Genomic DNA, 26,303 nt, shown 5'->3' on the forward strand with positions numbered 1-26,303 from the left:
CGTAGCAAATCACCCGCCCGCGGCGAGGCGCTTGCGGTGAGAGCTGCGCCGTACCAGGACGACGACCGTCACGACGAGCGCCAGCAGGATTCCGGCGCCGGGCAGCAGGAACAGCGCCGCCACGCCGCCCGCCAGCCCGCCGGCGCCCACGGACGGCCCCACCGCGAAGCGCGCGCCCGCCGACTGCGGGGTGCCGCACTTGAGCACGTAGCCGCCGGCCTTGGACACGTTCAGGGCCAGGATGGCCTGCCACCGGGTCGAGCCCTGGGTGACCGTCATGCTGCCGGGCATCCTGGCCAGCAGGCCCCTGCCGTCGCCGCCGGTGACCGAGCAGGTGTACTCGACGGGGGTGGCGCTGGCCAGGTACACGACCGGGTCGTCGGCGGGGTCCACGGTCACCGAGACGATCTCGCCCGCCGCGAACGTCTTCGTCGGCAGCGCGCCGTTCACCGTGTCCGTCACGCCGTTGGCGAACAGCAGCACCCCGGCCACCACGCACACCAGCGCGACCCCCCAGGCCGCCCACACCCACCACAGCGGGGGACGCAGCAGCTTGGGGCTCACCCACGGCGTGGACAACGGGCCGCCGCCGTACGGGCCGGCCGCGCCGAAAGGCTGCCCGCCGTACGCCCCCTGCCCGCCCGGCCCGCCGCCGTACGGGCCCTGGGGGCCCGACCCGGCGTACGGACCCTGCGGCTCCGACGGAGGCCCGTAGTACGGCCCCTGCGCACCGGACGGCGGGCCGTAAGGACCTTGGGGACCCGACGGCGGGCCGTAAGGACCCTGGGGACCCGACGGCGGGCCGTACGGACCCTGCGGGGGAGGAGGTGCCTGCGGGAAGGGGGCGTGCTCGCCCGTCGAAGGTCCCGGCCCGTAGGGCGGCGGCGGGTAGGCTCGCTGCTCACCCGGCGGCCCGCCGTGGGGCGGAGGCGGGTACGGGGCCTGCTGCGGCGGCGCGCCGTGGGGGCCCGTCCCGTACGGCTGCCGCCCGTACGGCGGGTACGGGGCCTGGCCGCCCGGCGGTGGGCCGTACGGGGGTGGGCTGGACTGACCGGGGTGCGGGCCGGATCCGGGCGCCGGGCCGGACGGCTCGGACTCCGGCGGCTGGGACGGGGAATCGTCGGTCATGTCGGCCAGTGTGATCCCTGACCGCGGGCCCGCGCCAGCAGCATGATGGTCAGGTGTTATCGCACCTTGTGGGTGAGAGCCGTACACTTGGCACTCGGGAACACAGAGTGCTAGACGGTCGTTCCCGCGAGGCAGAGGCAGGAGGTGAGCACGTGCTCGACGATCGTAAGCTGGCGGTGCTCCGCGCCATTGTCGAAGACTACGTGTCCACCAACGAACCGGTGGGCTCCAAGGCGCTGGCAGAGCGCCACAATCTCAAGGTCTCCCCCGCCACGGTCCGCAACGACATGGCCGCGCTGGAGGAGGATGGCTACATCACCCAGCCGCACACCAGCGCCGGCCGCGTGCCGACCGACAAGGGCTACCGGTTGTTCGTCGACCGGCTGTCCCAGGTCAAGCCGCTGTCGGGGGCGGAGCGGCGGGCGATCGAGACGTTCCTGGCGGGCGCGGTCGACCTCGACGACGTGGTCACCCGCACCGTGCGGCTGCTCGCGCAGCTCACCCGGCAGGTGGCGGTCGTGCAGTACCCGACGCTGACCCGCTCGACCGTGCGCCACGTCGAGCTGGTGCCGCTGACGGACCGGCGGGTCATGCTGGTCCTCATCACCAACACCGGCCGCGTCGAGCAGCGGGTCGTCGAGCTGCCCGAGGTCGTGGAGGAGACCCGCATCGCGCACCTGCGGGCGGTGCTCAACGCCTGTCTCGACGGGTGCGGCCTGAGCGCCGTGCCCGACCTGGTCGCCGACCTTCCCGAGCGGCTGCCCGCCGAGGACCGGCCGGCCGTGGCCACGATCCTGTCGGTGCTGCTCGAGACCCTGGTCGAACGGCACGACGAGAAGATCGTCTTCGCCGGGGCGGCCAACCTCGCCGGCGCCGACTTCACCACCGGTCTGCGCGCCGTGCTGGAGGCCCTGGAAGAGCAGGTCGTGCTCATGCGGTTGCTCGGCGAGACGTCCGGCGACACCCCGTCCGCGCTCACCGTGCGCATCGGCTCCGAAAACCCCTATCTGCACGGCACGTCCATCGTCGCCACCGGATACGGTTCTGGCGACAACCAACTGGCACGCCTCGGCGTGCTGGGTCCCACGAGGATGGACTACCCCGTGACGATGGGCGCCGTACGCGCGGTAGCACGCTACGTCAGCCAGATCCTGGCTGCATCATAAGAGGTCGATAAGTGGCAAACAGCGACTACTACGCCACCCTCGGGGTGCGCCGTGACGCCAGTCAGGACGAGATCAAGAAGGCCTACCGCAGGCTGGCCCGTGAGCTCCACCCTGACGTGAACCCCGACCCTGAGACCCAGGAGCGGTTCAAGGAGATCACGCAGGCCTACGAGGTGCTGTCCGACACGAACAAGCGCCAGATGTACGACCTGGGCGCCGACCCGTTCGGCGGCGCCGCGGCGGGCGCGGGAGCCGGCGGCTTCGGCGCGGGCTTCCCGTTCAGCGACATCATGGACGCGTTCTTCGGTTCGGCCGGCGGCGCCCGCGGCCCCCGTTCGCGCGCCCGCAGGGGCCGCAACGCGACCATCCGCGTCGAGCTCGACCTGCGCGAGACCGCGTTCGGCACCACGAGGGAGCTGGTCGTCGACACGGCCGTGCTGTGCGAGGTCTGCCACGGCGCCGGCGCCGCTCCCGGCACCCACCCCGACACCTGCGACATGTGCAACGGCCGCGGCGAGATCTCCCAGGTCACCCGGTCGTTCCTGGGCCAGGTCATGACGTCCCGGCCGTGTCCCCAGTGCGGCGGCTTCGGGTCGATCATCCGCCACCCCTGCCAGGAGTGCTCCGGCGACGGCCGCGTGCGCACCCGCCGTACGATCAAGGTGCGCATCCCGGCGGGCGTCGAGGACGGCACCCACATCCAGCTCGCCGGCGAGGGCGAGGTCGGCCCCGGCGGCGGCCCGCCCGGCGACCTGTTCCTGGAGATCGTCGAGCGCCCGCACGAGATCTTCGAGCGGCGCGGCGACGACCTGCACTGCACGATGCAGATCCCGATGACGGCCGCGGCGCTCGGCACCGTGCTCAGCGTGGAGACGCTCGACGGCGCCGAGGAGATCGACGTGCGGCCGGGCACCCAGTCGGGGCAGGTCATCACGATGTTCGGCCGGGGCGTGCAGCGGCTCAACGAGAGCGGCCGCGGCGACCTGCTGATCCACGTCAACGTCGAGACGCCGTCGCGGCTCGACCCGGCGCAGGAGGAGCTGTTGCGCGAGCTGGCCAAGCTGCGCGGCGAGGAGCGGCCTCCCGGCAAGTTCGCGCCGGGGCAGCAGGGGTTCTTCTCGCGGCTGCGCGACGCCTTCAACGGCCGATGACCCGGACGCAGGCCGGGCGGGACGGGCTACGTGGCCGCTCCGGTGAGCCCGGCCCGGACGGGCTGCGCCGCCGCTTCGGTGAGTCCGGCGCGGGCGGGCGGGCGTGAGCGTTCCCGTCTTCCTGGCCGACCGCCTGGACGGCTCCGAGCTGCTGCTCGACGGCCCCGAGGGGCGCCATGCCGCCGCCGTGCGCCGGCTGCGCGCCGGTGAGCGGGTGGACCTGACCGACGGCTCCGGCGCGGTCGCCGAGTGCGTCGTGCGCGAGGCGCTGAAGGACTCCCTGCGGCTCGACGTCGTCCGACGGTACGACGTGCCGGCCCCCCGCCCCCGGATCGTGGCCGTGCAGGGCCTGCCGAAGGGCGACCGGGGCGAGCTGGCCGTCGAGATGATGACCGAGGCGGGCGTGGACGTGATCGTCCCGTGGTCCGCCTCCCGCAGCATCACCCAGTGGAAGGGCGACCGGGCGGTCAAGGCGCTGGCCCGCTGGCGCTCCACGGCCCGCGAGGCGGGCAAGCAGGCCCGCCGCTTCCACCTGCCCGAGGTGACCGAGCCGGCGTCCACGGCCCAGGTGGAGAAGCTGCTGCACGACGCGGCCCTGGCCCTGGTGCTCCACGAGGAGGCCGCCGAGCCGCTGTCGCGCCTGGAGGTCCCGGCCGACGGCGACATCGTCATGGTCGTGGGCCCGGAGGGCGGGATCGCGGACGAGGAGGTGGCCCGGTTCAGGGCAGCCGGCGCCGTGCCGGTGCTGCTCGGGCCGACGGTGCTGCGCACCTCGACGGCCGGGATCGCGGCGGCCTCGGTGCTCATGGCCCGCACCGGCCGCTGGTGATCCCCACAGCCGAGGACGCCTGACGCCTCTGACGCCCGGGGACGCCTGACGCGTCTACTGCGGGGCGATCGGCTCGGTGTTCAGGATCGTGGTGACGGCCTGGGTCGGCTGCGTCGGCTGCGGGTCGTCGGGCGGGCAGTCGTCGGCCGGGCACGGGACGACCGTCGGCGTCGCGTCCGTCGCCGTGGCGGACGGGGTGGGCGTCGGGGACGGCGTCACACTGGGGCAGTCGTCGGCCCGCGCGTCGGCCGTCGAGGCGCACGGGGTGGGGGACGGGCTGGGACGCGCCGGCTTGCTGGTGGACCGCGCGGTCTCGGGGACGTGCCGGGGCGGCCGGGTCGTGGGGTCGGGCACCACCACGACCTCGCGCGGCTCGCTGCGCTGCGGCGGCTCGGGCGACACGGCGCGGGTGGTGGAGGAACCGGAGGGCGGCGTGGAAGTGCTGCGCACGTCCTGCACGGTCTCGCGCAGCACCTGCTGGCGCAGGTCGGGGATCACCATGACGATCGTGCCGGCCACCAGCACGGCGCTGGCGGCCGCGGCGCCGGCGCGCCACCAGAACAGGTTGCGGACGCCGCGCCGCTCGATGCGGGCGCGGATGACCTCCAGTCCGTCCGGCGAGGGCACGACCGTGTCCGCCTCCGCGCGCAGCACACGGCGCAGCACGTCGCCGTACTCGTCGGGGGGCTGGGTCATGACATCTTCTCCAGGACGGAACGCAAAGCGGCCATGCCACGTGCGGTGTGGCTCTTGACCGCTCCCTTGCTGATGCCCATGGCGTGGGCGATCTCAGCCTCGGACAGGTCACCGTAGTAGCGAAGGACGAGCGCCTCTCTCTGACGTGCCGGCAGGGCCCGCAGCGCCTCGATCACGGCCGAGCGTTCGAGCTCGCCGATCGCGCCGTTCTCGGCGCTCGGGGCGTCGGGCAGACCTTTGGGAGCATACTTCTCGACGACCGCGCGATGACGCAGCACCGATCGGGAACGGTTGACGACGGATTGACGCAGGTAGGCGAGTGCCTTGTCGGGGTCGCGCAGCCTGCGCCAGGCGCCGTGGATGGCGACGAACGCGTCCTGCACGACCTCCTCGGCGGTCGCCATGTCGCGTACCAGCAACACAGCGAGACGCACCAATGACCGGAAGTGCGCGCTGTACAGCGCCGTCACGGCCATGTCGGCGTCCCACCCGACCGGCACCGCCCCTAACGACCTGTCGGCCAGAAGGGTCTCGGTGGTCACCTCATGAGGACGCGCGGCCTTCCGAGAGGGTTTACGTTCCTTGAAGGGCATTACCCAGTCGTGTCCTCGCCAGGTGGCCGTGCCCGACCCTGATGTGTCCAGTTGTGCTTGAAGTCTCGCACACCCACCCTAACCGCGAGGATCTTCCCTTGCACGGCGCGCTCGGTCACCGATTCACAACGGGTTCCTGGATGTCGGGAACGTTCCAGGCGGCCCTGTCGCCCCGAGGGGAGCGGGGCGCCTCGATAGGGTGGGCGGGTGACCGACTGCCTCTTCTGCAAGATCGTGGCCAAGGAGATCCCGGCCGAGGTCGTCCTGGAGACCGACCGGGCGCTCGCGTTCCGCGACATCAACCCGCAGGCCCCGACCCACGTCCTGGTCATCCCCAAGGAGCACCACGCCGACGCGGCGGCGCTGGCCGCGGCCGACGACGGGCTGGCCGACGACGTCCTCAAGGCCGCCCACGCCGTGGCCGTCCAGGACGGCGTGGCCGGCACCGGCTACCGCGTGGTCTTCAACACCGGTCCCGGCGCGGGCCAGACGGTCTTCCACGTCCACGCGCACGTGCTCGGTGGCCGCGACCTGACCTGGCCCCCCGGCTGACGGCGCCCGGCCGATATTAGCGAGAACGGTTCGCGTGGGCCCGGCTACCATGGGCGAAGAAGCACACACGAACAGACCGGGAGGCATCAGGCCGCTGGCCTGCCCATGTCCGAACTACACGAAACCCGCCGGACCGCACCTCCGACGCGCACACAGGCCAAGGTGCTGATTCCGGACGAATACCCGATGGTCAGCCTCCTGGGCTCCCGTGACGAGCTGCTGCGTGTCATCGAGAGCGCCTTCCGGGCCGACATCCACGTCCGAGGAAACGAGATCACCGTCACCGGCAGCCCCGACGAGAGCGGGGCCGTGGTGCGGCTGTTCGAAGAGCTCGTCGAAGTGCTCAGGAGCGGCGGCGAGCTCACGCCCGACGCGGTCGAGCGGAGCATCGCCATGCTGCGCATGACCTCCGACCGGCCGGCCGAGGTGCTCTCCCTCGACATCCTCTCCTCGCGCGGCCGGACGATCCGGCCCAAGACCGTCAACCAGAAGCGCTACGTCGACGCGATCGACAACCACACGGTCGTGTTCGGGATCGGTCCGGCCGGCACCGGCAAGACCTATCTCGCCATGGCCAAGGCCGTGCGGGCGCTCCAGGAGAAGCGGATCAACCGGATCATCCTCACCCGTCCCGCCGTCGAGGCGGGCGAGCGGCTCGGCTTCCTGCCGGGCACGCTGTACGAGAAGATCGACCCCTACCTCCGGCCGCTGTACGACGCGCTGCACGACATGGTCGACCCCGACTCCATCCCCAAGCTGATGGCGGCGGGCACGATCGAGGTCGCGCCGCTGGCGTACATGCGGGGCCGCACCCTCAACGACGCCTTCATCATCCTCGACGAGGCCCAGAACTCCTCGGCCGAGCAGATGAAGATGTTCCTGACCAGGCTCGGCTTCAACTCCAAGATCGTGGTGACCGGCGACGTGACCCAGGTGGACCTGCCGGCGGGCACCACCAGCGGGCTGCGCGTCGTGCAGGAGATCCTCGACGGCATCGACGACATCCACTTCGCCCGCCTGACCAGCTCCGACGTGGTGCGCCACAAGCTGGTCAGCGAGATCGTCGACGCCTACGGGCGCTACGACGCCCTTCAGGAGGCGGCCGGGCCCGCCAAGCCGATCCAGCACCGGGGTAAGCGGCGATGAGCATCGAGATCAACAACGAGTCGGGCGTCGAGGTCGACGAGGAGAACATCGTCCGCCTCGCCGCCCACGTGCTCGGCGAGATGGGCGTCAACCCGCTCGCCGAGATGTCCATCATGGTGGTCGACGAGAACGCCATGGCCGAGCTGCACGAGAAGTGGATGGGCGAGCCCGGTCCCACGGACGTCCTCGCCTTCCCCATGGACGAGCTGCGCCCCGGCGGCGGGGCGCGGGGCGACGGCGACGCGCCCGCCGACCCGGCGCTGCTCGGCGACGTGGTGCTCTGCCCGCAGGTCGCGGCCCGGCAGGCCGAGGAGGCCGGCCACTCCACCCGTGACGAGCTGGAGCTGCTGTGCACGCACGGCATCCTGCACCTGCTCGGCTACGACCACGCCGAGCCTGAGGAGCACAAGGAGATGTTCGGCCTGCAGGCGCGGCTGCTGGAGGCTTGGCAGGAGGAGCGCGACCCGCGGTGAACGCCTGGTTGCCCCTGGCCATCGCGCTCGTGGTGATCGGTGGCCTGATCGCCAGCGCGGAGACGGCTCTGACCCGCATCTCACGGGTGCGGGCGGAGGAGTTCGTCCGCGAGGGCAGGCGCGGCGCCGTGCGGCTGCAGGCCATCGTCACCGACCCGCCGCGCTACCTCAACCTGCTCCTGCTGCTCAGGCTGAGCTGCGAGCTGGTCGCCACGGTGATCGTCACCCTGCTGAGCATCGACCGGCTGGGCGACCAGGGGTGGGCGTACGTGACGGCCGCCGCCGTGATGATCGTGGTCAGCTACGTGATCGTCGGCGTCTCGCCGCGCACCCTGGGCCGCCAGCACGCCGAGCCCATCGCGCTGGCCGGGGCGCCGATCGTCTACGGGCTGACCCGGATCTTCGGCCCGCTGCCCAAGCTGCTCATCCTGCTGGGCAACGCGCTGACCCCCGGCAAGGGGTTCCGCGAGGGCCCGTTCACCTCCGAGGCCGAGCTGCGCGACCTGGTCGACCTGGCCGAGGAGCGCCGGGTCATCGAGCCGGACGAGCGCGAGATGATCCACTCGGTGTTCGAGCTGGGCGACACGCTGGTGCGCGAGGTCATGGTGCCCCGTACCGACATGGTCTTCATCGAGCGCGGCAAGACGCTCAGCCAGGCCCTGTCGCTGGCGTTGCGCAGCGGCTTCTCCCGCATCCCCGTCGTCGGGGAGAACGAGGACGACGTCGTCGGCATCGCCTACCTCAAGGACATCATCCGCCGGGTGCACGAGTCGGGTCAGGACGGCGGCGGCGAGCGGGTCGACTCGATCATGCGGCCGGCCACGTACGTGCCCGAGAGCAAGCCGATCGACCAGCTCCTGCGCGAGATGCAGGCGCGGCAGACCCACCTCGCGATCGTCATCGACGAGTACGGCGGCACGGCCGGGCTGGTGACGATCGAGGACGTCCTGGAGGAGATCGTCGGGGAGATCGCCGACGAGTACGACCAGGAGGCGCCCCGGGTCGAGCCCATGCCCGACGGGGGGCTGCGGGTCACCGCCCGCATGCCGGTGGACGAGCTGGGCGAGCTGTTCGACACGGAGATCGAGGTCGACGACGTGGAGACGGTCGGCGGGCTGCTGGCCCACGCGCTCGGCCGGGTGCCGATCGCCGGCTCGCAGGCGGACGTCGCCGGGCTCCAGCTCACGGCCGAGAGCCTGGCGGGCCGCCGCAACCGCATCAGCACGGTCGTGGTCCGCCGGATCACGCGGCCGGAGGACGAGACCGTCCCGGCCTCCGCCGAACAGCAGGACTGACCCCCGCCCCACCGCCGACGCCGCAGGTGATTGCAGCAATGCGGCATTTGTTGGCAGTTGTGGCAAGTGTTCTACAAGTCATCTGCAAGCCGGGTGCCCCAGTCTTGTCTCGACGCCCAGTGCGGAGGGCGTCGAACGAGGGAAGCGTCCGAACGCCGGGTGGGGTTCGCGGCCGGAGGACGCTCCCGGGGGGCGGCAACGTCTCGATCATCACGATCGCGGCGTTGCTTGGCGTAAGGGTGCTCTCGTCCGTAAAGCCGGACGAGGGCACCCTTTCAGCGTTTGGGCCTTTATTGGTGACTGTGGTGGGTTGTCCTGTTCGACCCCCGGGGAGATCCGCGAGCGGAGGTAATCATGCGACGCGGACTGCGGATCATCGGGCTCACCACGGCCGCCGCGCTCCTGGCCGGATGCCTGGCGGCCTGCGAGGCGCGGAGAGGCGGCGGGAACGCCGCCACGTACACCACCTCGGGTTCCAGCGCCCGGGCGTCGGTCAGGCTGCACGCGCTGCTCGAACGGCCGGAGGCGCTGCCCGACGGGTTCTCGCCCCGGCCCGGCGCGGCGTGGCGGATGCCGTTCAAGGTGGCCGACCGTGACTGCCGCGCCGTCCTGGAGCCCGCGGGCGGCCGGGCGCCCCTGCGGGCGCTCACCGGGCAGGCGGCGGTCAGCTACCAGGGGGACGAGCTGGGCGAGCAGGTCGCCGTGGGCCTGGCCCGCTACTCGGGCTCCGAGGCCGGCAGCCACCTCGACGCGCTCGCCGGCTCGCTGGCCCAGTGCCAGACCGTCCGGGCGCCCGGCGGCACGCGGCTCCGGCTGCGCTCGCTGCCGGTCGAGGCGTCCGGCGAGCAGGCCGTGAGCGCCCGGCTGCGCGGGAAGCTGCGCGGATACCCGTACACGATGGACGTGGTGCTCGCCCGCTCGGGCGACACGCTCGTCTCGATCGTGCACACCGGCATGGCCCGTGTGGAGCGGGCGAGCACCGAACGGCTGGTCGGCGCCGTCCTGAAGATGGCCAGCGCCTAGTCTGGTGCCCGTGACTCTCGATCCCGAAGACAGCAAGATCATCACGCTGGCCCGCGCCGCCCGTGCGCGCAACGGCTCCGCCGAGGGCGCCGCCGTGCGCGACGAGACCGGCCGCACCTACTCCGCGACCGACGTCGCGCTCTCCTCCCTGCGGCTGTCGGCCGTGCAGGTGGCCGTCGCGATGGCCGTCTCCAGCGGCGCTCAGTCCCTGGAGGCCGTCGCGCTCGTCACCGCCGGCGACGGCCCGAGCCCCGCCGACGAGGAGGTCGCGCGCGAGCTGGGCGTCAAGGCGCTGCTCGTGGCCGGTCCCGACGGCGCCCTGCGGGGCTGACATGCCGATGTCGCCGTACCTCGCCGGGCTGCGCGCGAAGGTCGGATCCGAGCTGCTGCTGCTGCCGTCGGTGTGCGGGTGCGTGTTCGACGAGTCGGGGCGGCTGCTGGTGGCCCGCCACGGCGACGTCGGGCTGTGGGCCGCGCCCGGCGGCGGGCTCGACCCGGACGAGCGGCCCGAGGACGCCGTGGTCAGGGAGCTGCGCGAGGAGCTGGCGGTCGAGGTCGAGGTACGCGGCGTGATCGGCGTGTACGGCGGCCCCGAGTTCCGTGCCGTCTATCCCAACGGGCATCAGTGCCAGTACATGATCGCCGTGTTCGGCTGCACGCTGGCGTCGGGCGTCCCGCAGCCCGACGGCGACGAGATCACCGACTACCGGTGGGTCACCGAGGAGGAGCTGGCGGGGCTGCGGATGACGCCGTGGTCGCCCCGCGTGCTGCCCGAGGTGTTCGCCTGGTGGCGCGGGCAGACCCGCCGATGGGCGACAATGCACTAGTGACCTCGCCAGACAACCATCGCGCCGGATTCGCCTGCTTCGTGGGAAGGCCCAACGTCGGCAAGTCCACGTTGATGAACGCCCTGGTGGGCACGAAGGTCGCGATCACCTCCTCCAAGCCGCAGACCACCCGCCGGGTCATCCGCGGCATCGTCCACCGGCCCGACGCGCAGATCGTCATCGTCGACACACCCGGCCTGCACCGGCCGCGCACCCTGCTCGGCGAGCGGCTCGACAGCCTGGTGCTGTCCACGCTGACCGAGGTCGACGTCATCGGGTTCTGCGTGCCGGCCAACGAGCCGATCGGCAAGGGCGACCGGTTCATCGCCGACAAGCTCGCCGCCGTCAAGCGCACCCCGGTGGTCGCCGTGGTCACCAAGTGCGACCTGGCCACCAAGGAGCAGATCGCCGAGCAGCTCCTGGCGGTGTCGCAGGTCGCGGAGTTCGCCGCGATCGTGCCGGTCTCGGCCGAGCGCGGCGACCAGCTCGACGTGCTGGGCGACGTGCTGATCGAGCACCTGCCCGAGTCCCCGCCGCTCTACGAGGGCGGGCAGCTCACCGACGAGCCCGAGCAGGTGCTGGTGGGCGAGCTGATCAGGGAGGCGGCGCTGGAGGGCGTCCGCGACGAGCTGCCGCACTCGATCGCCGTGGTGGTCGACGAGATGCTGCCACGCGAGGGCCGCGACGACCTGCTCGACATCTACGCCCACATGTTCGTCGAACGGCCGTCGCAGAAGGCCATCGTCATCGGCCACAAGGGCGAGCGGCTGCGCGACGTGGGCACGCGGGCCCGCCAGCAGATCGAGGCGCTGCTCGGCACCCGCGTCTACCTCGACCTGCGCATCAGCGTCGCCAAGGACTGGCAGCGCGACCCCAAGCAGCTGCGCCGGCTCGGCTTCTACGACTGATCGTCGAGCCTCGGGCATTCACGACCGGCCGGCGAGCCTCGGGCCTTCACGACCAGCCGGCGTGCCTCGCGCCGCCGTCAGTCGGTCGCGGAGGAGCGGCGCGCGGCGGTCAGCACGGCGAAGAGGACCAGCGCCAGCGAGCTGGCCAGCGCCGCGAACCACCCGTACCTGATGACCGGCCCCACCGACAGCATCCCGCCCAGGTCGAGCGAGACCCGGCCGGTCACGCCGCCCGGGTCGGCCGCGAACATCACCAGCAGCACGGTCGCGAACGCTCCCGGCAGTGCCGCGAGCGCGGCCACCCACGGGCGGCGGCCCAGCAGCCCCGCCACCCCGAGCGCCAGCGCCGCCAGCCCCGCGACGAGGGTCGAGACGCCGAGCCCGGCGTCGACGCCCCGGACGTCGCTGGTGAGACCGCCGCCGATGACGTCGCTCCTGGCCTCGATGCCCGCCCACGGCAGGACGGCGCAGACCACGAGCAGCGCCGCGGCAACGCTGGCGGCCAGCGCGTACCCGCGCCTGCCGCGTCTGACGGTGCCTGGCTGATGGGGGCCCGTCCGATGAGGGCCCGTCCGATGGGGGCCCGTCCGGCCCGGCTGAAGGGGATCGGCCACACGGCCACCATAGGACGGCGACGCCGTCCCGGCCAGGGCGCCGTGCTGAGCGCTCGGGGTCAGGAGAGGCTGCCCGCCCACGCGCGGGCCGTGCGGACGATCTCCTCCAGGTGGCCGCTGTGGGCGCCGTGCCAGTACACCTGGCCGCATGCCCGGCACTGCCCGTACGCGTCGTAGCTGCGCCGCGTCCCCGCCTCCAGGCGCGCGGCGACCGTCTCCTTGTCGGCGGGGGTCAGCTCGCCGTTGCAGGCGGTGCAGCGCGTCCACGGACGCAGGGGCGGCGCGAAGCGCTCCATGAGGTCGCGGAGCTGGTCCTGGGGCCGCGAGCCGCGCACGTACGCGCCCAGCCACAGGGCGCGGCGGCGCAGCAGGCCGCGGTCCTGGGTGAGCAGCACCCGCCGTTCCTCGTTGGCCTGGACGACGAGCGCCGGGTCGTCCATGTCGTTGTGGTAGGCCGCGTCGATGCCGAGCAGCCGCAGCCGCCGCGCCAGCGTGCCGAGGTGGACGTCCAGCAGGAACCGCGGCTCGCGGGGGAGCTGCTGGGGGCGCGGCACCGGGCCGACCTCCACGACGTCGCCGGCGGCGAGCTGGTGGGAGGGGCCGACTCCGCGGCCGTCGACGGTCATGGGGCCGACCTCGGTCAGGGGGATGCCGGCCGACTCGACGTGGTGCCCGAGGGTGGAGCTGCCGTCCGGAGCCACCCGCTGCCACTCCTGGCGGCGGCTCACGGGCAGGAACATCCTCAGCTCCGGAGCGATCCGGAGAAGTGCGTCCCGTTGGGTCATATCTCTCATTCTGCGTGATTCGATAGCGTGAGATCGTGCCGATGTCCCGCCGCGCCTTCCTCGCGCTCACCGCGCTCGCGGCCACCGGCTGCGCGCCGGCCGAGGACGAGGAGCACGCGATCCGGCTGGCCACCGGGCTCGCGGGCGGTCCGTACGAGGTGCTGGGCGACCGGTTCGCGGTCGAGCTGCGGCGCGACGGCGTCGCGGTGCAGGTGATCAAGACGGCGGCCAGCGTGCAGAACCTCCAGATGCTCGCCGACGGCCGCGCCGACGTCGGCTTCTCGCTGGCCGACAGCGCCGACGACGCGGTGCGGGTACGCCACCAGCCCGTCGCGGCGCTGGCCCGGATGTACATGAACTACGTTCACCTGGTCGTCCGCCACGACTCGGCGGTCTTCGAGCCGAAGGACCTGGCCGGGCGGGTGGTGTCCATCGGCGCCGAGGGGTCGGGCACCGCGGTGACGGCCGCGCGGGTGCTGTCGGCCGCGGGCCTGCCGAGCGCGGGGACGCTCCGGCTCGGGCTGGACGCCTCCATCCTGGCGCTGCGCGAGGGGGACGTCGACGCGTTCTTCTGGTCGGGCGGCGTCCCGACCCCGGCGCTCGCCGCGACCGAGGGCATCAGGCTCGTCCCGCTGGAGTCGCTGGTGCCGGTGCTGCGCCGCACGTACGGGCCGGTCTACGAGCCGGCGGACGTCCCGGCCGGCGTGTACGCGGGATCGCTGCCCGTGCCGACCGTCGGCACCCCCAGCTACCTGATGTGCCGCCGCGACCTGCCCGAGGACGCCGCCTACACCATCACGGAGACGCTCTTCCGCGCCCGCGACCGGCTCCAGGCCCCCTCGGCGCCCGGCGGCCGGCTGGACAAGAGGTACGCCATCGGGACCGGCATCGTCCCGCTCCACCCGGGCGCGGCCCGCTACTACCGCTCCGTCTACGGCTGAGACCTCAGTCGCTCCCGTACTGCTCGGGCAGGCGCAGCTCCACCACCAGGCCGTGGGGGTCGGCGGACAGCAGCGACAGCGTCGCCCCGCACGCCTTGGCCAGCTCGGCGGCGATCGCCAGCCCGAGCCCGCTGCCCGGCACGTTGGCGTGGCTGACCGAGCGCCAGAAACGGCCGAGCGCGTCGGCCCGCTCCTCCTCGGCGAGCCCCGGCCCGTCGTCGGCGACGCGCAGCACCCCGTCGTGCAGCGTGACCGTCACCTTGCCGCCCGGCGGCACGAACTTCTGGGCGTTGTCCAGGGCGATGTCGGCGATCCTGGCCGCCGCCTCCGGCACGACCGACATCTCCGGCACGTCCATGTCGAGGGTGATGTCCTTGGCCGCGTACACCTCGCGCCACACCCCGAGCCGGGGCCGCAGCTCGACCTCCTTGTCGTCGGCGATCGCGCCCGCCTCCACCCGGGCCAGCGCCAGCAGGTCCTCGACCAGCACGGCCAGCCGGTCCAGCTCGGCCATGGCCTCCTCGAACTCGGCCGAGCCCTCGTCACGCAGGTGCGGCTCCAGGTTCTCCAGCCGCAGCCCGAGCACGGTCAGCGGCGTGCGCAGCTCGTGGGAGGCGTCGGCGACGAAGGCCCGTTGCCGCTCCATCGCCCCCGACAGGGCGTCGGCCATCGCGTTGAACCGCTCCTCCAGCCGCCGCAGCTCCGTGGGGCCGACACCCGGGTGGGCGCGGGCGTCCAGATGGCCCTCGGCGATGGCCCGCGTCGTGCGGTCCAGCTCCGTGACCGGACGCAGGATCCAGCGCGCCAGCCGCCGCGCCGCCAGCACGCCGTAGGCCAGCGCGATCAGGGACCCGAGCGCCAGCGCGCCCCACACCATCCCGACGTCCAGCCGGGCCTGGTCGGTGCGGGCCTGGAGCAGCACCGCGCCCGAGAGCTGGGCGTCGCGGCCCGCCGGCTCGGCCAGCAGCACGCTGGCCGGGCCGAACGGATCGACCGTGGGCAGGTCCTCGGTGGTGCGGCCGGACAGCGCGAGCCGGGTGGGCTCGGTGTCGTCGGCCTCGAACCGGCCGGCCGTGACGAGCACGCGACCGCCCCGGTCGCGCACCCGCACGGCCGCGCCGTACAGCTCGGCGTAGCGGACCACCTCGGAGGTCAGGCTCGTGTGGTCGCCCTCGCGGGCCGCCTGGTCGGCCAGCTCCGCGAAGCGGGTGGCGTCGGCGCGGCGGTCCAGCAGCAGCCGGTTGGTGCGGTGGGAGGCGTAGGACAGGGCCAGGGGCACGGCCAGCGCCGTGATGAGGATCGCGATCAGCGTGGTGAACGTGATCACCAGGCGGGAGTTCACGTGGCGGAGCCCAGGCGGTAGCCCGTGCCGCGCAGCGTCTCGACCAGGCCGGGCCGGCCGGTCTTCGAGCGCAGGCCCGCGACGTGGACGTCGAGCGAGCGGGACGCCGACAGCAGCGGGTCGCCCCAGACCTCGTCGAGGATCTCCTCGCGGCTGCGCACCACGCCCGGCTCGCGGGCCAGCAGGGCCAGCACGTCGAACTCGCGCCGGGTCAGGGTCACCGCCGCCCCCGCCACGGTGACCTGACGGGCGACGAGGTCGATGCGGACGTCGCCCACGCTCACCACCTGCCCGCGCTCGGGCATCGGCCGGGTGCCGCGCCGCACGACGGCCTCCATCCTGGCCATCAGCTCCACCGTGCGGAACGGCTTGACCAGGTAGTCGTCGGCGCCCGAGCGCAGCCCGCGCAGCACCTCGCGCTCCTCGGTCCGGGCGGTCACCACGATCACCGGGACCGCCGACACGCGGCGCAGGCGGCGCAGCACGTCGAGACCGTCCATGTCGGGCAGGCCCAGATCCAGCAGGACGAAGTCGACGCCCCCCGCGAGGCGGAGGGCGTCGACGGCCAGCCCCGCCCGCGCGACCTGATGGCCGTGGCGGGCGAGGGCCGTGGTGAGCGCGGAGGCGAGCCGATCGTCGTCTTCGACCAGGAGAACTCGCATGTCGCCCAGACTAGAGGCGAATCGGGACCGATTCCGCTTCGCCCGCCTTCTGCTCGGAGCGGCTGAGGGCGGCGTCGCGGGTCTCGCGCATGGTGAGGTACACAGCCAGGGACACCGCGGCGCAACCGGACACGTACCAGTAGAAGCCGGACTCGATGCCGCTGGACTTGAACCACAGGGCCACGTACTCGGCGGTGCCGCCGAACAGGGCGTTGGCGATGGCGTACGGCAGGGCCACGCCGAGCGCCCGGATGTTGGTCGGGAACAGCTCCGCCTTCACCACCGCGTTGATCGAGGTGTAGCCGGTGATGATGATCAGGCCCACCAGCGAGAGGACGAAGCCGCCGATGAAGCCGTCCACGCTGGCCAGCGCCGTCATGAGGGGCACGGTGCCGAGCAGCGAGCCGATGCCGAACGTGATGAGCAGCGGCCGGCGGCCGATGCGGTCCGACAGCGAGCCGGCGAGCGGCTGGATGAGCATGAAGACGAACAGCGCGCAGAAGCTGATCAGGGTGGCGGTCTGCTTCTCCAGGTGCGCGGTGTTGACGAGGTACTTCGTCAGGTAGGTCGTGTAGGTGTAGTACGCGACCGTGCCGCCCATGGTGAGGGCGATGACGAGCAGCGCCTCCTTCTTGTGCGCCATCAGGGCCTTGATGGTGCCGCGGTCCTTGGTGCCGCCCTCGACCTCGCGCTCCTCCTCGTCGTACGCCTCGGTCTCCAGGAGGTTGCGCCGCAGGTAGAACACCACCGCCGCGCCGAGCGCGCCGATGACGAACGGGATGCGCCAGCCGTAGGACTTGAGGACCTCGTCCGACATGGTGTTCTGCAGGATGATCTGCAGGCCCAGGCCGACGAGCTGACCGGCCGTCATCGAGACGTACTGGAAGCTGGAGGCCAGACCGCGCTTGCCGGGAGGCGTTGCCTCGGTGAGGTAGGTGGCGCTGGCGGCGTACTCGCCGCCGACCGACAGACCCTGCAGGAGACGGGCCACCAGCAGGACGACGGCGCCGAAGAAGCCGACCGCCTCGTACGTCGGCGCGATGGCGATCAGCAGGGCGCTGGCCGACATCAGGGTGACCGTGAGCGTGAGCGCGGCCTTGCGGCCCTTCCGGTCGGCGTAGCGGCCGAGCAGCCAGCCGCCGACGGGCCGCATGAAGAAGCCCACGGCGAAGATGCCGGCCGTGTTGAGCAGCTGGGTGGTCGCGTCGCCGTCAGGGAAGAAGGAGGCGGCGAAGTAGACAGCGAAGCTGCTGTAGACAAACCAGTCGTACCACTCGACCAGATTGCCGATGGAGCCGCCGACGACCGCCTTCCACGGCACCTTGGGTGTGCTCACTGGTGTACCTCCTGGGGGGAGTAGTTGCAGGCCAGAGCCTCGCCGCAGAAGGTTGTTCGAACAAGGGGAGGAGGCCGATATCTAACGCACGCTTAACATCGGGGCAACGCGCACGTGAAGAAGGGCCTCCTCGCACCGGGCCGGTGAGCGGGTCTTCCTACTGGCGGTAGCCCTCGACCTCCGAGGCCGGGCGGGCGCTGGCGGCGTCCGGGTCCTCGCCGGCGCCGCGGCGGGCGCGGCGCTGCCTCAACAGGTCCCAGCACTGGTCGAGGGCGGTCTCCAGCTCCTTGACGCGGGCGTTCTCCTCCTCGGAGGTGACCTCGCCCGCCGACAGTTTGCCGCGCAGCTCGTGCTCCTCGGTCACGAGGGCGCTGATCCGGGTCAGAATCTCGTCGTCACGCATGTCGGAGACTCTACTGAGTACGTGATAGAAAGCGCCCTATGTCTGGTATCGCGCTGGTAAGGAAGCCCGGCCCCCGGATCGCCGAGGGGATCGTCACCCACATCGAGCGCGAGCCCGTCGACCCCGAGCGCGCCCTCGTCCAGCACGAGGCGTACGTGGCCGCCCTGGCCGGCGCGGGCTGGACGCCGGTCCACGTCGAACCGGCCGACGACCTGCCCGACGCGCCGTTCGTCGAGGACACCGTCGTGGTCTGCGGGCGGCTGGCCGTGCTGACCCGCCCGGGCGCCCCCGAGCGGCGGCCGGAGGTGGCCGCGGTGGAGGAGGCGGTGCGGGGACTCGGCATCAGCGCCGTGCGCGTCACCCGCCCCGGCACGCTGGACGGCGGCGACGTCCTCCAGGTGGGCCGCGCCGTCTACGTCGGCCGCTCGGCGCGGACCAACGACGAGGGCATCGCCCAGCTCGCCGCGCTGCTGCCCGAACGGCAGATACAGCCGGTGGACCTCGACGGCGTGCTGCACCTCAAGTCCGCCGTCACCGCGCTGCCCGACGGCACCCTCATCGGCGACCCCGCCCGCCTCGACCTCGCCGGCCTCGGCGAACCTGCCGGCCTGCTGGAGCCCGAGGAGGAGTCCGGCGCCCACGTCGTCCTCCTCGGCGGCGACCGCGTCCTCATGGCGGCCTCCGCGCCCCGTACCGCCGACCTGCTGGTCCGGCGCGGGCTCGACGTGACGACCGTGGACATCTCGGAGTTCGAGAAACTGGAGGGCTGCGTCACCTGCCTGTCCGTCCTCGTTCCATGACATCTCAGCATCCGAGATGCGGGACGGTGCACGGCGAGACGTCTGGTAGCGTGCAAGACATGCTGCGCGGACTCCTTCTTAGCCGCCGCGGCGGGGGCCTCTAGGCCGGCTCCCTCGCCGCGGGGCGAGTCATGCGCGTCGGCCGTTCGCCATCGACCGACGAGGAGAGCCCGCCATGACCGCTCAGCAGCCCAGTCCCATGCCGTTCCATCGCTACCAGCCGTTCGAGCCGGTACGCCTGACCGACCGCACGTGGCCCGACCAGGTGATCACCAAGGCCCCGCGCTGGTGCGCGGTCGACCTGCGCGACGGCAACCAGGCGCTCATCGACCCGATGGACTCCCACCGCAAGCTGCAGATGTTCGAGCTGCTCGTGCGCATGGGCTTCAAGGAGATCGAGGTCGGCTTCCCGGCCGCCAGCCAGACCGACTTCGACTTCATCCGCAAGATCATCGACGAGGGGCGCATCCCCGACGACGTCGTCATCCAGGTCCTGACGCAGGCCCGGCCGGAGCTCATCGAGCGCACCTTCGAGTCGATCGAGGGCGCCAGGCAGGCCATCGTCCACCTGTACAACTCCACCTCCACCCTGCAGCGCCGGGTCGTCTTCGGCCAGGACAAGGACGGCATCACCGCGATCGCCGTCGAGGGCGCCAAGCTGGTCAAGAAGCTCGCCGACGCCACCGACGTCGACGTGTACTTCCAGTACTCCCCGGAGTCGTTCACCGGCACCGAGCTGGAGTACGCGGTCGAGGTGTGCGACGCCGTCAACGACGTGTGGCAGCCCACCCCCGACCGCAAGGTCATCATCAACCTGCCCGCCACCGTCGAGATGGCCACGCCCAACGTCTACGCCGACCAGATCGAGTGGATGCACCGCAACCTGCGCCACCGCGACTCGATCGTGCTGTCGCTGCACCCGCACAACGACCGGGGCAGCGCCGTGGCCGCCGCCGAGCTGGGCTACATGGCCGGCGCCGACCGCATCGAAGGGTGCCTGTTCGGCAACGGCGAGCGCACCGGCAACGTCTGCCTGGTCACGCTGGGCATGAACCTGTTCTCCCAGGGCGTCGACCCCGAGCTCGACTTCAGCGACATCGACGAGATCCGCCGCATCACCGAGTACTGCAACCAGCTGCCCGTCCACCCGCGCCACCCGTGGGGCGGAGAGCTGGTCTACACCGCCTTCTCCGGCTCCCACCAGGACGCCATCAAGAAGGGCTTCGACCACCTGGAGAAGGACGCGCGGGAGGCGGGCGTGCCCGTCGACGCGTACACCTGGGCGGTGCCGTACCTGCCGATCGACCCCAAGGACATCGGCCGCACCTACGAGGCGGTCATCCGGGTCAACAGCCAGTCCGGCAAGGGCGGCGTGGCCTACATCATGAAGGCCGACCACCAGCTCGACCTGCCGCGCCGGCTGCAGATCGAGTTCTCCAAGGTCGTGCAGGCCCGCACCGACACCGTGGGCGGCGAGATCAGCCCGGCCGCCATGTTCGAGGTCTTCCAGGACGAGTACCTGCCCAACCCGGCCAACCGCTGGGGCCGCCTCGGCCTGATGGCCCACCGCCACGAGTCGGTGGCCGACGACGTCGACCGCATCAGCGCCGACGTGCGGGTCGACGGCGAGATCCGGGAGGTCGCGGGCTCCGGCAACGGCCCCATCTCGGCGTTCATCGACGCCATCGCGCGCATCGGCGTCCGGGTGCGCGTCCTCGACTACGTGGAGCACGCGCTCAGCGCCGGCTCCGACGCCAAGGCTGCCTCGTACGTGGAGTGCGAGGTGGACGGGCAGGTGCTGTGGGGCGTCGGCATCGACGCCAGCACCACCACCGCCGCCCTCAAGGCCGTCATCTCGGCCGTCAACCGCGCGTCCCGCTGACCCGGCGGGCCCTGCTTCCGGGCCCCGGCACGACCTGCCGGGCCCGGAGTCACTCGACCGCGCTCCCCGCGACCCCGGGGGAGGCGCGGTCGAGTCGTTTCAGCGGGGTTCAGGTGCCGGGGGTGCAGTGGTGGAGGGCGCCGTAGCGTTTCTGGGCTATGCGCATAAGCTCCGTCATGTCTTTGATCGCGTCCCTGCCCTTGGCGAACTGAGCGAAGGAGAGGGAGAGCAGGCGCTTCTTTCCACCGCATGGGAACTTTGCGACCACCTCATACGGCTGGCCAGTGAATAGCCCGTACGGCAAGTGCACCGCCATTCCCTCACCAAGGTCAACAGGGAGAGCTATTCCCCCATGCCTGCCGAAGACCTTCTGCTTATCGTTCAGGATGTAGTCGAGGTCTTTCTCCGTCCGGCCCCCGAGCTCCTGAGACCAGGCGACGCTCAGTGGGTTGGGGTCGGCATCAGGCGTTCGGCATTCACCGTCTGTCTTGGTGCCACCCGCTCGTTCGGTGAGAGGCCCGGTCACTCCGCTGGCCAGCCGCAAGGCATACTCGGGTACGAACGTGCAGAGATAGGGTGGGGAGTCTCTGATCACGTCCGTGTTGCTCGAAGCAGACGGGGGAGGCACCTTTTCCTGGGTGCATGCCGCAGCGCAGATCATGATGGCAGCGAGCACAGTCAGCAAGCACCGGATCCTCATGTCCCACCCTTCGAAGTGGAAGGAACCTCCAGGCCGAGATAGCTGTCCACGTCTGCGGTGTCATGGAACGTCTGCTTGAACCGGTCAAGTTGATCGTTGGTCCCTCCCTTGCTCCGAGCCCAGTTGAGGAAGTCGCTGTACTCCTGCGGGTTCATTTCGGCGAAGGGTTTGATCGTCGGCGGAGTCCCGGTCGTGAACATCCGATTCTGCATATCGCGCCGGTCAAATAGGCCCTTGTCCAGCATGGCCGTGGCGAGCATCTGCTCCGCCAACCTCTCCACCGCCAGTCGGTTGTCCGCCAGCGTCCGGTACGTTTCGTCCAGCCCCTTCCCGTGCTCCGCCATCCGCTGGGCCACCTGCTCGGCGATCTGGTCGTAGGCGGCCCCCGCCAGCTTGTCGTACCCCGAGCTGATCAGGTCGCCGAAAGCCCCGGTGGCCAGCTCGCCCACGCGTCTGGCCCCCGGCACCGGGAGCAGCCCGATCGCGTCGCCCACCATGGTCTTGAGCGCCTCGTCCGCCTTCTTGTCGTTCAACCCCTGTGCTATCAGCACCTGTCGACGGATCTCCACGATGTGACTGAAGGGTCGTGCCTCGGCCACAATTCGGTCTGTCAAGAACTGCTTGGTGTCGCTCTTGTCGATCCGCCCGTCCTCGTTGAAGTCGAACTCCTTGACGTCGGAGGCCTTGAAGCCGAGCCGCTCGGCGTTGGAAACGCTTAAACCGACCGGTGGCACAGTGCCAAGAGCTGCGCGCATGTGCTCGGTCTGGGCCTTCACCACCGCCTCGAATGCAGCGTCGTCCGAGGCGGCCAGGGCCAGCGCGTACGACATGTCCTGGGGCGTGACCTTGTCGAAGGTCGCATGGTTCAGGAGCAGCCGGGACAGCTCGTCGATATTGGCCGCGATTGCCCGGCCGAGTGGGTACCGCAGGGACGCGTAGCGGTCGAACGTGTCCCTGTCCGTCATCTTCAGGTTGCCGGTGTCATCCCGGCCGAGGGCGCCGCGGACGCCGTCGGCGAGGATCTTCGTCATCTCGGCGGCCAGCTTCCTGGAGGTGTCGTCCCGGCCGGTCGTCGCCGTCACCAGCATGTCGCTGATCGGCTGGTAGTCGTCCAGATACCGGGAGGCCCCCCACCGGGTCGTCAAGAGGTAGTCCAGCACGGACTCCTTCCATCCGGCCGGTGTGTGGGCCAGCAGGGCGTGCGACGCCTCCCGGCCGGACTTGGCCGCGTGGAACAGATCCTCCACCATCGACGACCTGGGGCCGGCCCCCGGACCGCCGATCTGCGGTCCGGGTCTGAGGAGGGTGCCGAGGCCGAGGGAGCCGGCCAGGTCCAGTAGGGGGACCTGGGCTCCGATGGCACTGAAGATCGGCTGCTGGCTCGCCGCCCACGCATCCTTGCGCCGGTCGTGCTCGTAGACGATCACGTCCCGCCCGACGACCTCCATGAACTCCTTCGAGAACGGCGTCCTGCCGTCGTGGGCGCGCCAGATGAGCGCCTGGGCCTGGTAGCCCGTGTACGTCGTGTCGCCCGCCTTGTGTTCGGCCCGGCCCTCCTTCACCAGGTCCTTGAGGAAGGCGTCGCCCATGTACGCGCGACTCCTCGGATCGGTCCCCATGGCAAGGGCCGCGGCCAGCATGCGCAAGGTATCCTGCCCCGACTTGGAGAGCCGGGTCACGCGGTCGGAGTCGCCGTGGGAGCGGGCATCGCGCAAGCCGACGGCCAGCGAGCCGGGTAGCCGCGTCACGCCTCCAGCGCCGAGCGTGGCCAGGAATGCCTTGACGAACTCCGCGTCTCCGACCCGCGACGCGTAACTCTTGAGTCTCGCAGGCGCCGTGGCGTCCCCGTCGGCGGCGCTCAGCGCGGCGCGTGCCGCCAGCGTCCCGTCCAGCAGCCCCCTTGCCGCTTCCAGACCGTCGGGCATCTCCAGGAAGCTGCCGGCCGGCGTGCTCCTGCCGAAGGTCACTTTCTGCCGCTGGAGTTCGTGAACCAGTCGCTGTCGGCGCCGCAGATCGTCGGCTTGCGCGGTGATTCGTCCGGCGAGCTGCCGCAGCCGCGCCGCCGGAGAGGTGTCGAGCCCGGCGCGCTGAAGCTCGCCGTACAGCGCTCGCGCCAGCTCCTCCAGCCGCCCGGCCGCCTCCGTGTGCTTGCCTGCCATCGTGTCGAACTCAGGCTGCTTGACCCCGGTGAACTCCGTCATGGCCGGTCCGGAAGCGCGGCCAGTTTCTGGTTCGCGCTGTGGACAGCCTGCGTGAGCATGGCGCGCAGCTCCCGCTGGTCGGCGTGGACCTGGGCGTCGAACCGGGCGCCCGTCGGCCCCACCCACGCGTCGTTCTCCATCAGACGGCAGGACGGGTCGAGCGCCCACCAGTGCTCGTCCGACAGCCGCTGGATCCGCTCCGCGACGGCCTGCATCGCCCGGCGATCGAGATCAGCCACGATGATCCCCTCGTACGGCTCGCTGCTCATGAACCAGATCAGGGAGGCGGCATCCCCGGCCTTCAGAAGCTAATCAACATCACATCAACAGAGCAAGCTAAACCTCGGTGAAAGGCATAGCGCGTTCGGCTTTTGTCGGGAATGAGTGGTTTTGCCCATTTGGGGGATCGCGGACGCGCGTGCGGCAGGCCGGTCCTGCGGGCCTTACCGGCGTGTGTGGCGGGGAAACTACAACTCAGTTTTAGTTTCGTGCGTACCTCCTGCATGAAACCAAAAGTGACTTGAAGGTATCGCCGCCTGAGGGCGCATGCCGACCGACACATCCGGCCTCTGTGGTTCCCAGGCCCATGCCGAGCATGTGTTTCTTCGTGGTGTGGTCCGTACCGGACGCTGAGGTCGTCGAACAGCAGGCTCAGTACCTCGCGTGCCGCTGTGACATCACCTTCGCTGGCAAGGAGCCTTCCGATGCTGTGCCGGACCTCGATGGCGATTCTGGGAGATGTCGCTCTCCTCGCGAACCAGACTCAGCACTTCGTGGTACTGCCGGAGCGCATGGCGGGACGTGGCCGAGCTCGGCGCGACAGTCGGCCGCGTGGCGATGGCATTGGAGGCGCTGATCTTGACGCGGACGTTGTACAGCGAGCCGGATGCCCGGGCGAAGTTCAGCGCGAAGGTGGCAGAGCTGAGCGGCCGGAGGACTTCGTCCCGGGCGCGGTCGTGCTGGCCGTCCGCCTCAAGGAAGGAGCTGACGCCGGACTCGCTCTACCCCTTCGCTCAGGTTGCGCTCGTCATGCTCGCGAACACGCTCCGGCGGGACCGCGGGGTGATCGTCGAGGTCGTCGGCATCCCGAGCGACTCCTGAGGTGGGGGAGGGTGGCCGGCGGGCCGGCCACACGAGTGGGAGTCTGACTAGTCGAACTCGCCATTCTTCGCGCCGTCGATGAAGGCGTCCCATTCGCTGGAAGTGAAGATCAGCGCGGGGCCGGTGGGGTTCTTGCTGTCGCGAACGCCTCGGCGTCCGCCGGAGAGCTCGGCGACCTCAACGCAGTTGCCGCCGTCGGGTCCCGATCGGGTGGACTTACGCCACATGGCTGTGTCGAGTTCTCGGATCAACTCGTCCATCGCTGCAATGTCTCCTTGATCAGTTCCCGGGATTCGCGCTGGGGCAACGCTTCGGAACGAATCCCCTCATATCTGTATGTTAAGACGCTGACGTCCTCTGGACGCTCTGTTACTCGGCTCATGATTCCAGCGGACTCGACATACGCCGTGTCGAAGACTCCATGAGCTTGTGCGATGGCGAATCCGCCAGCAAGACCGGTCGTGGAGTAGGCGCTGAGGGGGAGGATCTGGATCGTGATCCGGGGCGCTAGGCCCGCTTCGAGGAGGCGGGTGAGTTGTGCGGACATGACAGCGGGGCTGCCGATCGGGCGATGCAGCACGGACTCGTCGATCACGATCCAGAGCAAAGGAGGCTTGGAGCGCCTGAGAATGCTCTGGCGCTCCATCCGGGCGGCCACATAGGTCTCGATCTGCTCGGATGTCGCGCAGACATCGCCGCTCAGCACGGCACGTGCGTAGTCCTCGGTCTGGAGGAGGCCGGGGACCACCAGTGGTTCCCAGGTTCGGATGGCCTCCGCTGTGGCTTCGACGTCGAGCCAGGGCCGGAACCACGGCGGAGCCGATGCGTGGCTGACCATCGGCCAGAGTCGCATCAGCGCTCCTTCTGCCTCCAATGCCTCGTCACAGTGGCGGGCGAACTCCTCTGTCGGTGATCGCCTGGCTGTCTCGATCATGCTGATCGTGCCGACGGAGTAGGACACCGCCTTCGACAGACGGATCTGGGACCAGCCTCGCGCCTTGCGGTGTCGCCGCAGCTCGAAGCCGAAAAGCGCGGTGGGTGAGTCGGCGGGACACAGTTCGCTTTCCTTCGGCACCTGACCTCCCGGGGGATCGCCGCTGTTTCAACGAAGCTTTCACTGAAGCAGTTGATGACCTTAAGAAGTCGATCGACTACTTAATGTAGTCAACGCTTGGGATGGTGGGAAGGCCGATCGAGGCTGACTTCTTCGAGTGGGTGAAACCATGAAAGTGCCAAGCGTGGAGCAGAGGGTCATCGGTTCGATTCAGCTGGTGGGCATTCGCGAGTCCGTCTCTCATGCCCGTTCCGAAGTACGCAGATGGCTCGGAGACGACCACCCCGCTGTCGACGACGCCGTGCTGGCGGCGTCCGAACTCCTGACGAACGCGCTCCGGCACTCCGACGCCAGGCCGTACGACTTCGTCGGCCTGACCGTCACCGGGACGGATGAGCTGGTCTACGTGGAGGTGCGCGACCCCGGTTCCGCGTTCTCCGGGCCCCACGTCCGGCGGGAGCCGCAGGCGGAGGATGGCCGTGGGCTACTGATCGTCAGCAAGATCTCCCAGGACTGGGGAGTCCGGGAGCATGGTCGTGTGCTCGGCCGCACCGTCTGGTGCGCCATTCGGGCCGCCTCTCCTTCTCCTGACCTGTCCACACTCGAACCGGTCTCCGGGTCGGCCGGCGGGCTCGGCCCTGGCTGAACGTCCATGGTCGGTAAGAGCTGGGCGGTTCCGTCTTCCCTCCTGGAGA

30 protein-coding genes are annotated in these 26,303 nt (G+C 70.9%); 16 read left to right on the forward strand and 14 right to left on the reverse strand.

Annotated elements, in window-relative coordinates:
* Positions 1 to 9 precede the first annotated feature (9 nt).
* Positions 10 to 1,128, reverse strand: a complete 1,119-nt coding sequence (locus tag HTZ77_RS47035) for a hypothetical protein (RefSeq protein WP_235995866.1) — start codon at positions 1,126 to 1,128, stop codon at positions 10 to 12.
* Positions 1,129 to 1,280: 152 nt separating this feature from the next.
* Here HTZ77_RS47035 and hrcA point away from each other — a divergent pair, with 152 nt between their 5' ends.
* The 3 genes from hrcA (at position 1,281) to HTZ77_RS40040 (ending at position 4,274) form a co-directional block, all read left to right on the forward strand.
* Positions 1,281 to 2,294 carry a heat-inducible transcriptional repressor HrcA gene (gene hrcA / locus HTZ77_RS40030; RefSeq protein WP_175594990.1) on the forward strand — a complete coding sequence of 338 codons (1,014 nt, stop codon included), beginning with the start codon at positions 1,281 to 1,283 and terminating at the stop codon, positions 2,292 to 2,294.
* An 11-nt stretch (positions 2,295 to 2,305) separates the two neighbouring features.
* Entirely contained in the window at positions 2,306 to 3,445 is a 1,140-nt protein-coding gene (gene dnaJ / locus HTZ77_RS40035; RefSeq protein WP_175594991.1) for a molecular chaperone DnaJ, read from the forward strand.
* Positions 3,446 to 3,548: 103 nt separating this feature from the next.
* Positions 3,549 to 4,274 carry a 16S rRNA (uracil(1498)-N(3))-methyltransferase gene (locus HTZ77_RS40040; RefSeq protein ID WP_175594992.1) on the forward strand — a complete coding sequence of 242 codons (726 nt, stop codon included), beginning with the start codon at positions 3,549 to 3,551 and terminating at the stop codon, positions 4,272 to 4,274.
* Positions 4,275 to 4,328: 54 nt separating this feature from the next.
* Here the strand turns inward: HTZ77_RS40040 and HTZ77_RS40045 are convergent, their stop codons facing one another.
* On the reverse strand, positions 4,329 to 4,970 hold the full coding sequence (locus HTZ77_RS40045; RefSeq protein ID WP_175594993.1) for a hypothetical protein: 642 nt from the start codon (positions 4,968 to 4,970) through the stop codon (positions 4,329 to 4,331).
* On the reverse strand, positions 4,967 to 5,446 hold the full coding sequence (locus HTZ77_RS40050) for a SigE family RNA polymerase sigma factor (protein WP_175595049.1): 480 nt from the start codon (positions 5,444 to 5,446) through the stop codon (positions 4,967 to 4,969). Before HTZ77_RS40050 ends, HTZ77_RS40045 begins: the two co-directional genes overlap by 4 nt.
* A 324-nt stretch (positions 5,447 to 5,770) precedes the next feature.
* Between HTZ77_RS40050 and HTZ77_RS40055 the strand changes: the two genes are divergently transcribed.
* The 8 genes from HTZ77_RS40055 to era all read left to right on the forward strand — a co-directional run bounded on the left by HTZ77_RS40055 (position 5,771) and on the right by era (position 11,787).
* Positions 5,771 to 6,115, forward strand: coding sequence for a histidine triad nucleotide-binding protein (locus tag HTZ77_RS40055; protein WP_175594994.1), 345 nt, complete (start codon positions 5,771 to 5,773; stop codon positions 6,113 to 6,115).
* Positions 6,116 to 6,220: 105 nt separating this feature from the next.
* Positions 6,221 to 7,261, forward strand: a complete 1,041-nt coding sequence (locus HTZ77_RS40060) for a PhoH family protein (RefSeq protein WP_175594995.1) — start codon at positions 6,221 to 6,223, stop codon at positions 7,259 to 7,261.
* On the forward strand, positions 7,258 to 7,734 hold the full coding sequence (gene ybeY / locus HTZ77_RS40065) for an rRNA maturation RNase YbeY (protein ID WP_175594996.1): 477 nt from the start codon (positions 7,258 to 7,260) through the stop codon (positions 7,732 to 7,734). Before HTZ77_RS40060 ends, ybeY begins: the two co-directional genes overlap by 4 nt.
* A complete protein-coding gene (locus tag HTZ77_RS40070) occupies positions 7,731 to 9,029 on the forward strand; it encodes a hemolysin family protein (protein WP_175594997.1) in 1,299 nt (432 codons plus the stop codon). The genes ybeY and HTZ77_RS40070 overlap by 4 nt, the downstream gene beginning before the upstream one ends.
* Before the next feature lie 354 nt (positions 9,030 to 9,383).
* A complete protein-coding gene (locus tag HTZ77_RS40075; RefSeq protein WP_175594998.1) occupies positions 9,384 to 10,052 on the forward strand; it encodes a hypothetical protein in 669 nt (222 codons plus the stop codon).
* Positions 10,053 to 10,062: 10 nt separating this feature from the next.
* Positions 10,063 to 10,383 carry a cytidine deaminase gene (locus tag HTZ77_RS40080; protein WP_328809053.1) on the forward strand — a complete coding sequence of 107 codons (321 nt, stop codon included), beginning with the start codon at positions 10,063 to 10,065 and terminating at the stop codon, positions 10,381 to 10,383.
* Position 10,384: 1 nt separating this feature from the next.
* Positions 10,385 to 10,879, forward strand: coding sequence for an NUDIX domain-containing protein (locus HTZ77_RS40085; RefSeq protein ID WP_175594999.1), 495 nt, complete (start codon positions 10,385 to 10,387; stop codon positions 10,877 to 10,879).
* Complete coding sequence (era, locus tag HTZ77_RS40090; protein ID WP_175595000.1) at positions 10,861 to 11,787, forward strand: GTPase Era; 927 nt, start codon at positions 10,861 to 10,863, stop codon at positions 11,785 to 11,787. The genes HTZ77_RS40085 and era overlap by 19 nt, the downstream gene beginning before the upstream one ends.
* Positions 11,788 to 11,864: 77 nt before the next feature.
* Here the strand turns inward: era and HTZ77_RS40095 are convergent, their stop codons facing one another.
* Positions 11,865 to 12,401 (reverse strand): hypothetical protein, encoded by a 537-nt coding sequence (locus HTZ77_RS40095; protein ID WP_175595001.1) that lies wholly within the window; start codon positions 12,399 to 12,401, stop codon positions 11,865 to 11,867.
* A 59-nt stretch (positions 12,402 to 12,460) separates the two neighbouring features.
* Positions 12,461 to 13,186 carry a Mut7-C RNAse domain-containing protein gene (locus tag HTZ77_RS40100; protein WP_407940643.1) on the reverse strand — a complete coding sequence of 242 codons (726 nt, stop codon included), beginning with the start codon at positions 13,184 to 13,186 and terminating at the stop codon, positions 12,461 to 12,463.
* A 41-nt stretch (positions 13,187 to 13,227) separates the two neighbouring features.
* Between HTZ77_RS40100 and HTZ77_RS40105 the strand changes: the two genes are divergently transcribed.
* Entirely contained in the window at positions 13,228 to 14,127 is a 900-nt protein-coding gene (locus tag HTZ77_RS40105) for a TAXI family TRAP transporter solute-binding subunit (protein WP_175595051.1), read from the forward strand.
* A 4-nt stretch (positions 14,128 to 14,131) separates the two neighbouring features.
* Here the strand turns inward: HTZ77_RS40105 and HTZ77_RS40110 are convergent, their stop codons facing one another.
* From HTZ77_RS40110 to HTZ77_RS40125, 4 genes are all read right to left on the reverse strand, one after another.
* On the reverse strand, positions 14,132 to 15,469 hold the full coding sequence (locus HTZ77_RS40110) for a sensor histidine kinase (RefSeq protein WP_175595003.1): 1,338 nt from the start codon (positions 15,467 to 15,469) through the stop codon (positions 14,132 to 14,134).
* A complete protein-coding gene (locus HTZ77_RS40115; protein ID WP_175595004.1) occupies positions 15,466 to 16,131 on the reverse strand; it encodes a response regulator transcription factor in 666 nt (221 codons plus the stop codon). The genes HTZ77_RS40110 and HTZ77_RS40115 overlap by 4 nt, the downstream gene beginning before the upstream one ends.
* Positions 16,132 to 16,141: 10 nt before the next feature.
* Positions 16,142 to 17,467, reverse strand: a complete 1,326-nt coding sequence (locus tag HTZ77_RS40120) for an MFS transporter (RefSeq protein WP_175595005.1) — start codon at positions 17,465 to 17,467, stop codon at positions 16,142 to 16,144.
* A 157-nt stretch (positions 17,468 to 17,624) separates the two neighbouring features.
* Positions 17,625 to 17,870 (reverse strand): DUF2630 family protein, encoded by a 246-nt coding sequence (locus HTZ77_RS40125; protein ID WP_175595006.1) that lies wholly within the window; start codon positions 17,868 to 17,870, stop codon positions 17,625 to 17,627.
* A gap of 38 nt (positions 17,871 to 17,908) precedes the next feature.
* On the opposite strand from HTZ77_RS40125, the gene ddaH reads away from it, so the two are divergent.
* Positions 17,909 to 18,670 (forward strand): dimethylargininase, encoded by a 762-nt coding sequence (gene ddaH / locus HTZ77_RS40130; RefSeq protein WP_175595007.1) that lies wholly within the window; start codon positions 17,909 to 17,911, stop codon positions 18,668 to 18,670.
* 175 nt (positions 18,671 to 18,845) lie between these two features.
* Entirely contained in the window at positions 18,846 to 20,552 is a 1,707-nt protein-coding gene (gene leuA / locus HTZ77_RS40135; RefSeq protein WP_175595008.1) for a 2-isopropylmalate synthase, read from the forward strand.
* Between the two features lie 109 nt (positions 20,553 to 20,661).
* Here the strand turns inward: leuA and HTZ77_RS40140 are convergent, their stop codons facing one another.
* Genes HTZ77_RS40140 through HTZ77_RS40150 form a run of 3 tightly spaced genes read right to left on the reverse strand, consistent with a single transcriptional unit; the run spans position 20,662 to position 23,722 of the window.
* Positions 20,662 to 21,237 carry a hypothetical protein gene (locus HTZ77_RS40140; protein ID WP_175595009.1) on the reverse strand — a complete coding sequence of 192 codons (576 nt, stop codon included), beginning with the start codon at positions 21,235 to 21,237 and terminating at the stop codon, positions 20,662 to 20,664.
* Between the two features lie 11 nt (positions 21,238 to 21,248).
* Positions 21,249 to 23,453: a hypothetical protein gene (locus tag HTZ77_RS40145; RefSeq protein WP_175595010.1), complete on the reverse strand. Its 2,205-nt coding sequence runs from the start codon at positions 23,451 to 23,453 to the stop codon at positions 21,249 to 21,251.
* Positions 23,450 to 23,722 carry a hypothetical protein gene (locus tag HTZ77_RS40150; RefSeq protein ID WP_175595011.1) on the reverse strand — a complete coding sequence of 91 codons (273 nt, stop codon included), beginning with the start codon at positions 23,720 to 23,722 and terminating at the stop codon, positions 23,450 to 23,452. Before HTZ77_RS40150 ends, HTZ77_RS40145 begins: the two co-directional genes overlap by 4 nt.
* Before the next feature lie 532 nt (positions 23,723 to 24,254).
* Here HTZ77_RS40150 and HTZ77_RS40155 point away from each other — a divergent pair.
* Positions 24,255 to 24,554, forward strand: a complete 300-nt coding sequence (locus tag HTZ77_RS40155) for a hypothetical protein (protein WP_175595012.1) — start codon at positions 24,255 to 24,257, stop codon at positions 24,552 to 24,554.
* A gap of 47 nt (positions 24,555 to 24,601) precedes the next feature.
* On the opposite strand, the gene HTZ77_RS40160 is transcribed toward HTZ77_RS40155, so the two are convergent.
* Both HTZ77_RS40160 and HTZ77_RS40165 read right to left on the reverse strand, forming a co-directional pair.
* Complete coding sequence (locus tag HTZ77_RS40160; RefSeq protein ID WP_175595013.1) at positions 24,602 to 24,814, reverse strand: DUF397 domain-containing protein; 213 nt, start codon at positions 24,812 to 24,814, stop codon at positions 24,602 to 24,604.
* On the reverse strand, positions 24,802 to 25,629 hold the full coding sequence (locus HTZ77_RS40165; protein WP_175595014.1) for a helix-turn-helix domain-containing protein: 828 nt from the start codon (positions 25,627 to 25,629) through the stop codon (positions 24,802 to 24,804). Before HTZ77_RS40165 ends, HTZ77_RS40160 begins: the two co-directional genes overlap by 13 nt.
* A 136-nt stretch (positions 25,630 to 25,765) precedes the next feature.
* On the opposite strand from HTZ77_RS40165, the gene HTZ77_RS40170 reads away from it, so the two are divergent.
* Positions 25,766 to 26,254: an ATP-binding protein gene (locus tag HTZ77_RS40170; RefSeq protein WP_175595015.1), complete on the forward strand. Its 489-nt coding sequence runs from the start codon at positions 25,766 to 25,768 to the stop codon at positions 26,252 to 26,254.
* Positions 26,255 to 26,303: the final 49 nt, after the last annotated feature.

Origin of the sequence: Nonomuraea montanisoli, from assembly GCF_013363975.1 — a bacterium.
In the GTDB taxonomy this organism is placed as follows: Bacteria; Actinomycetota; Actinomycetes; order Streptosporangiales; family Streptosporangiaceae; genus Nonomuraea; species Nonomuraea montanisoli.

Bases quoted from the DNA above. Each gene is read 5' to 3' on its own strand.
- HTZ77_RS47035 (WP_235995866.1), bottom strand. From the start codon at position 1,128: ATGACCGACGATTCCCCGTCCCAGCCGCCGGAGTCCGAGCCGTCCGGC.
- HTZ77_RS40045 (WP_175594993.1), bottom strand. From the start codon at position 4,970: ATGACCCAGCCCCCCGACGAGTACGGCGACGTGCTGCGCCGTGTGCTG.
- HTZ77_RS40050 (WP_175595049.1), bottom strand. From the start codon at position 5,446: ATGGCCGTGACGGCGCTGTACAGCGCGCACTTCCGGTCATTGGTGCGT.
- HTZ77_RS40060 (WP_175594995.1), top strand. From the start codon at position 6,221: ATGTCCGAACTACACGAAACCCGCCGGACCGCACCTCCGACGCGCACA.
- ybeY (WP_175594996.1), top strand. From the start codon at position 7,258: ATGAGCATCGAGATCAACAACGAGTCGGGCGTCGAGGTCGACGAGGAG.
- HTZ77_RS40075 (WP_175594998.1), top strand. From the start codon at position 9,384: ATGCGACGCGGACTGCGGATCATCGGGCTCACCACGGCCGCCGCGCTC.
- HTZ77_RS40085 (WP_175594999.1), top strand. From the start codon at position 10,385: ATGCCGATGTCGCCGTACCTCGCCGGGCTGCGCGCGAAGGTCGGATCC.
- era (WP_175595000.1), top strand. From the start codon at position 10,861: ATGGGCGACAATGCACTAGTGACCTCGCCAGACAACCATCGCGCCGGA.
- HTZ77_RS40100 (WP_407940643.1), bottom strand. From the start codon at position 13,186: ATGACCCAACGGGACGCACTTCTCCGGATCGCTCCGGAGCTGAGGATG.
- HTZ77_RS40105 (WP_175595051.1), top strand. From the start codon at position 13,228: ATGTCCCGCCGCGCCTTCCTCGCGCTCACCGCGCTCGCGGCCACCGGC.
- HTZ77_RS40115 (WP_175595004.1), bottom strand. From the start codon at position 16,131: ATGCGAGTTCTCCTGGTCGAAGACGACGATCGGCTCGCCTCCGCGCTC.
- HTZ77_RS40125 (WP_175595006.1), bottom strand. From the start codon at position 17,870: ATGCGTGACGACGAGATTCTGACCCGGATCAGCGCCCTCGTGACCGAG.
- ddaH (WP_175595007.1), top strand. From the start codon at position 17,909: ATGTCTGGTATCGCGCTGGTAAGGAAGCCCGGCCCCCGGATCGCCGAG.
- leuA (WP_175595008.1), top strand. From the start codon at position 18,846: ATGACCGCTCAGCAGCCCAGTCCCATGCCGTTCCATCGCTACCAGCCG.
- HTZ77_RS40145 (WP_175595010.1), bottom strand. From the start codon at position 23,453: ATGACGGAGTTCACCGGGGTCAAGCAGCCTGAGTTCGACACGATGGCA.
- HTZ77_RS40150 (WP_175595011.1), bottom strand. From the start codon at position 23,722: ATGAGCAGCGAGCCGTACGAGGGGATCATCGTGGCTGATCTCGATCGC.
- HTZ77_RS40160 (WP_175595013.1), bottom strand. From the start codon at position 24,814: ATGGACGAGTTGATCCGAGAACTCGACACAGCCATGTGGCGTAAGTCC.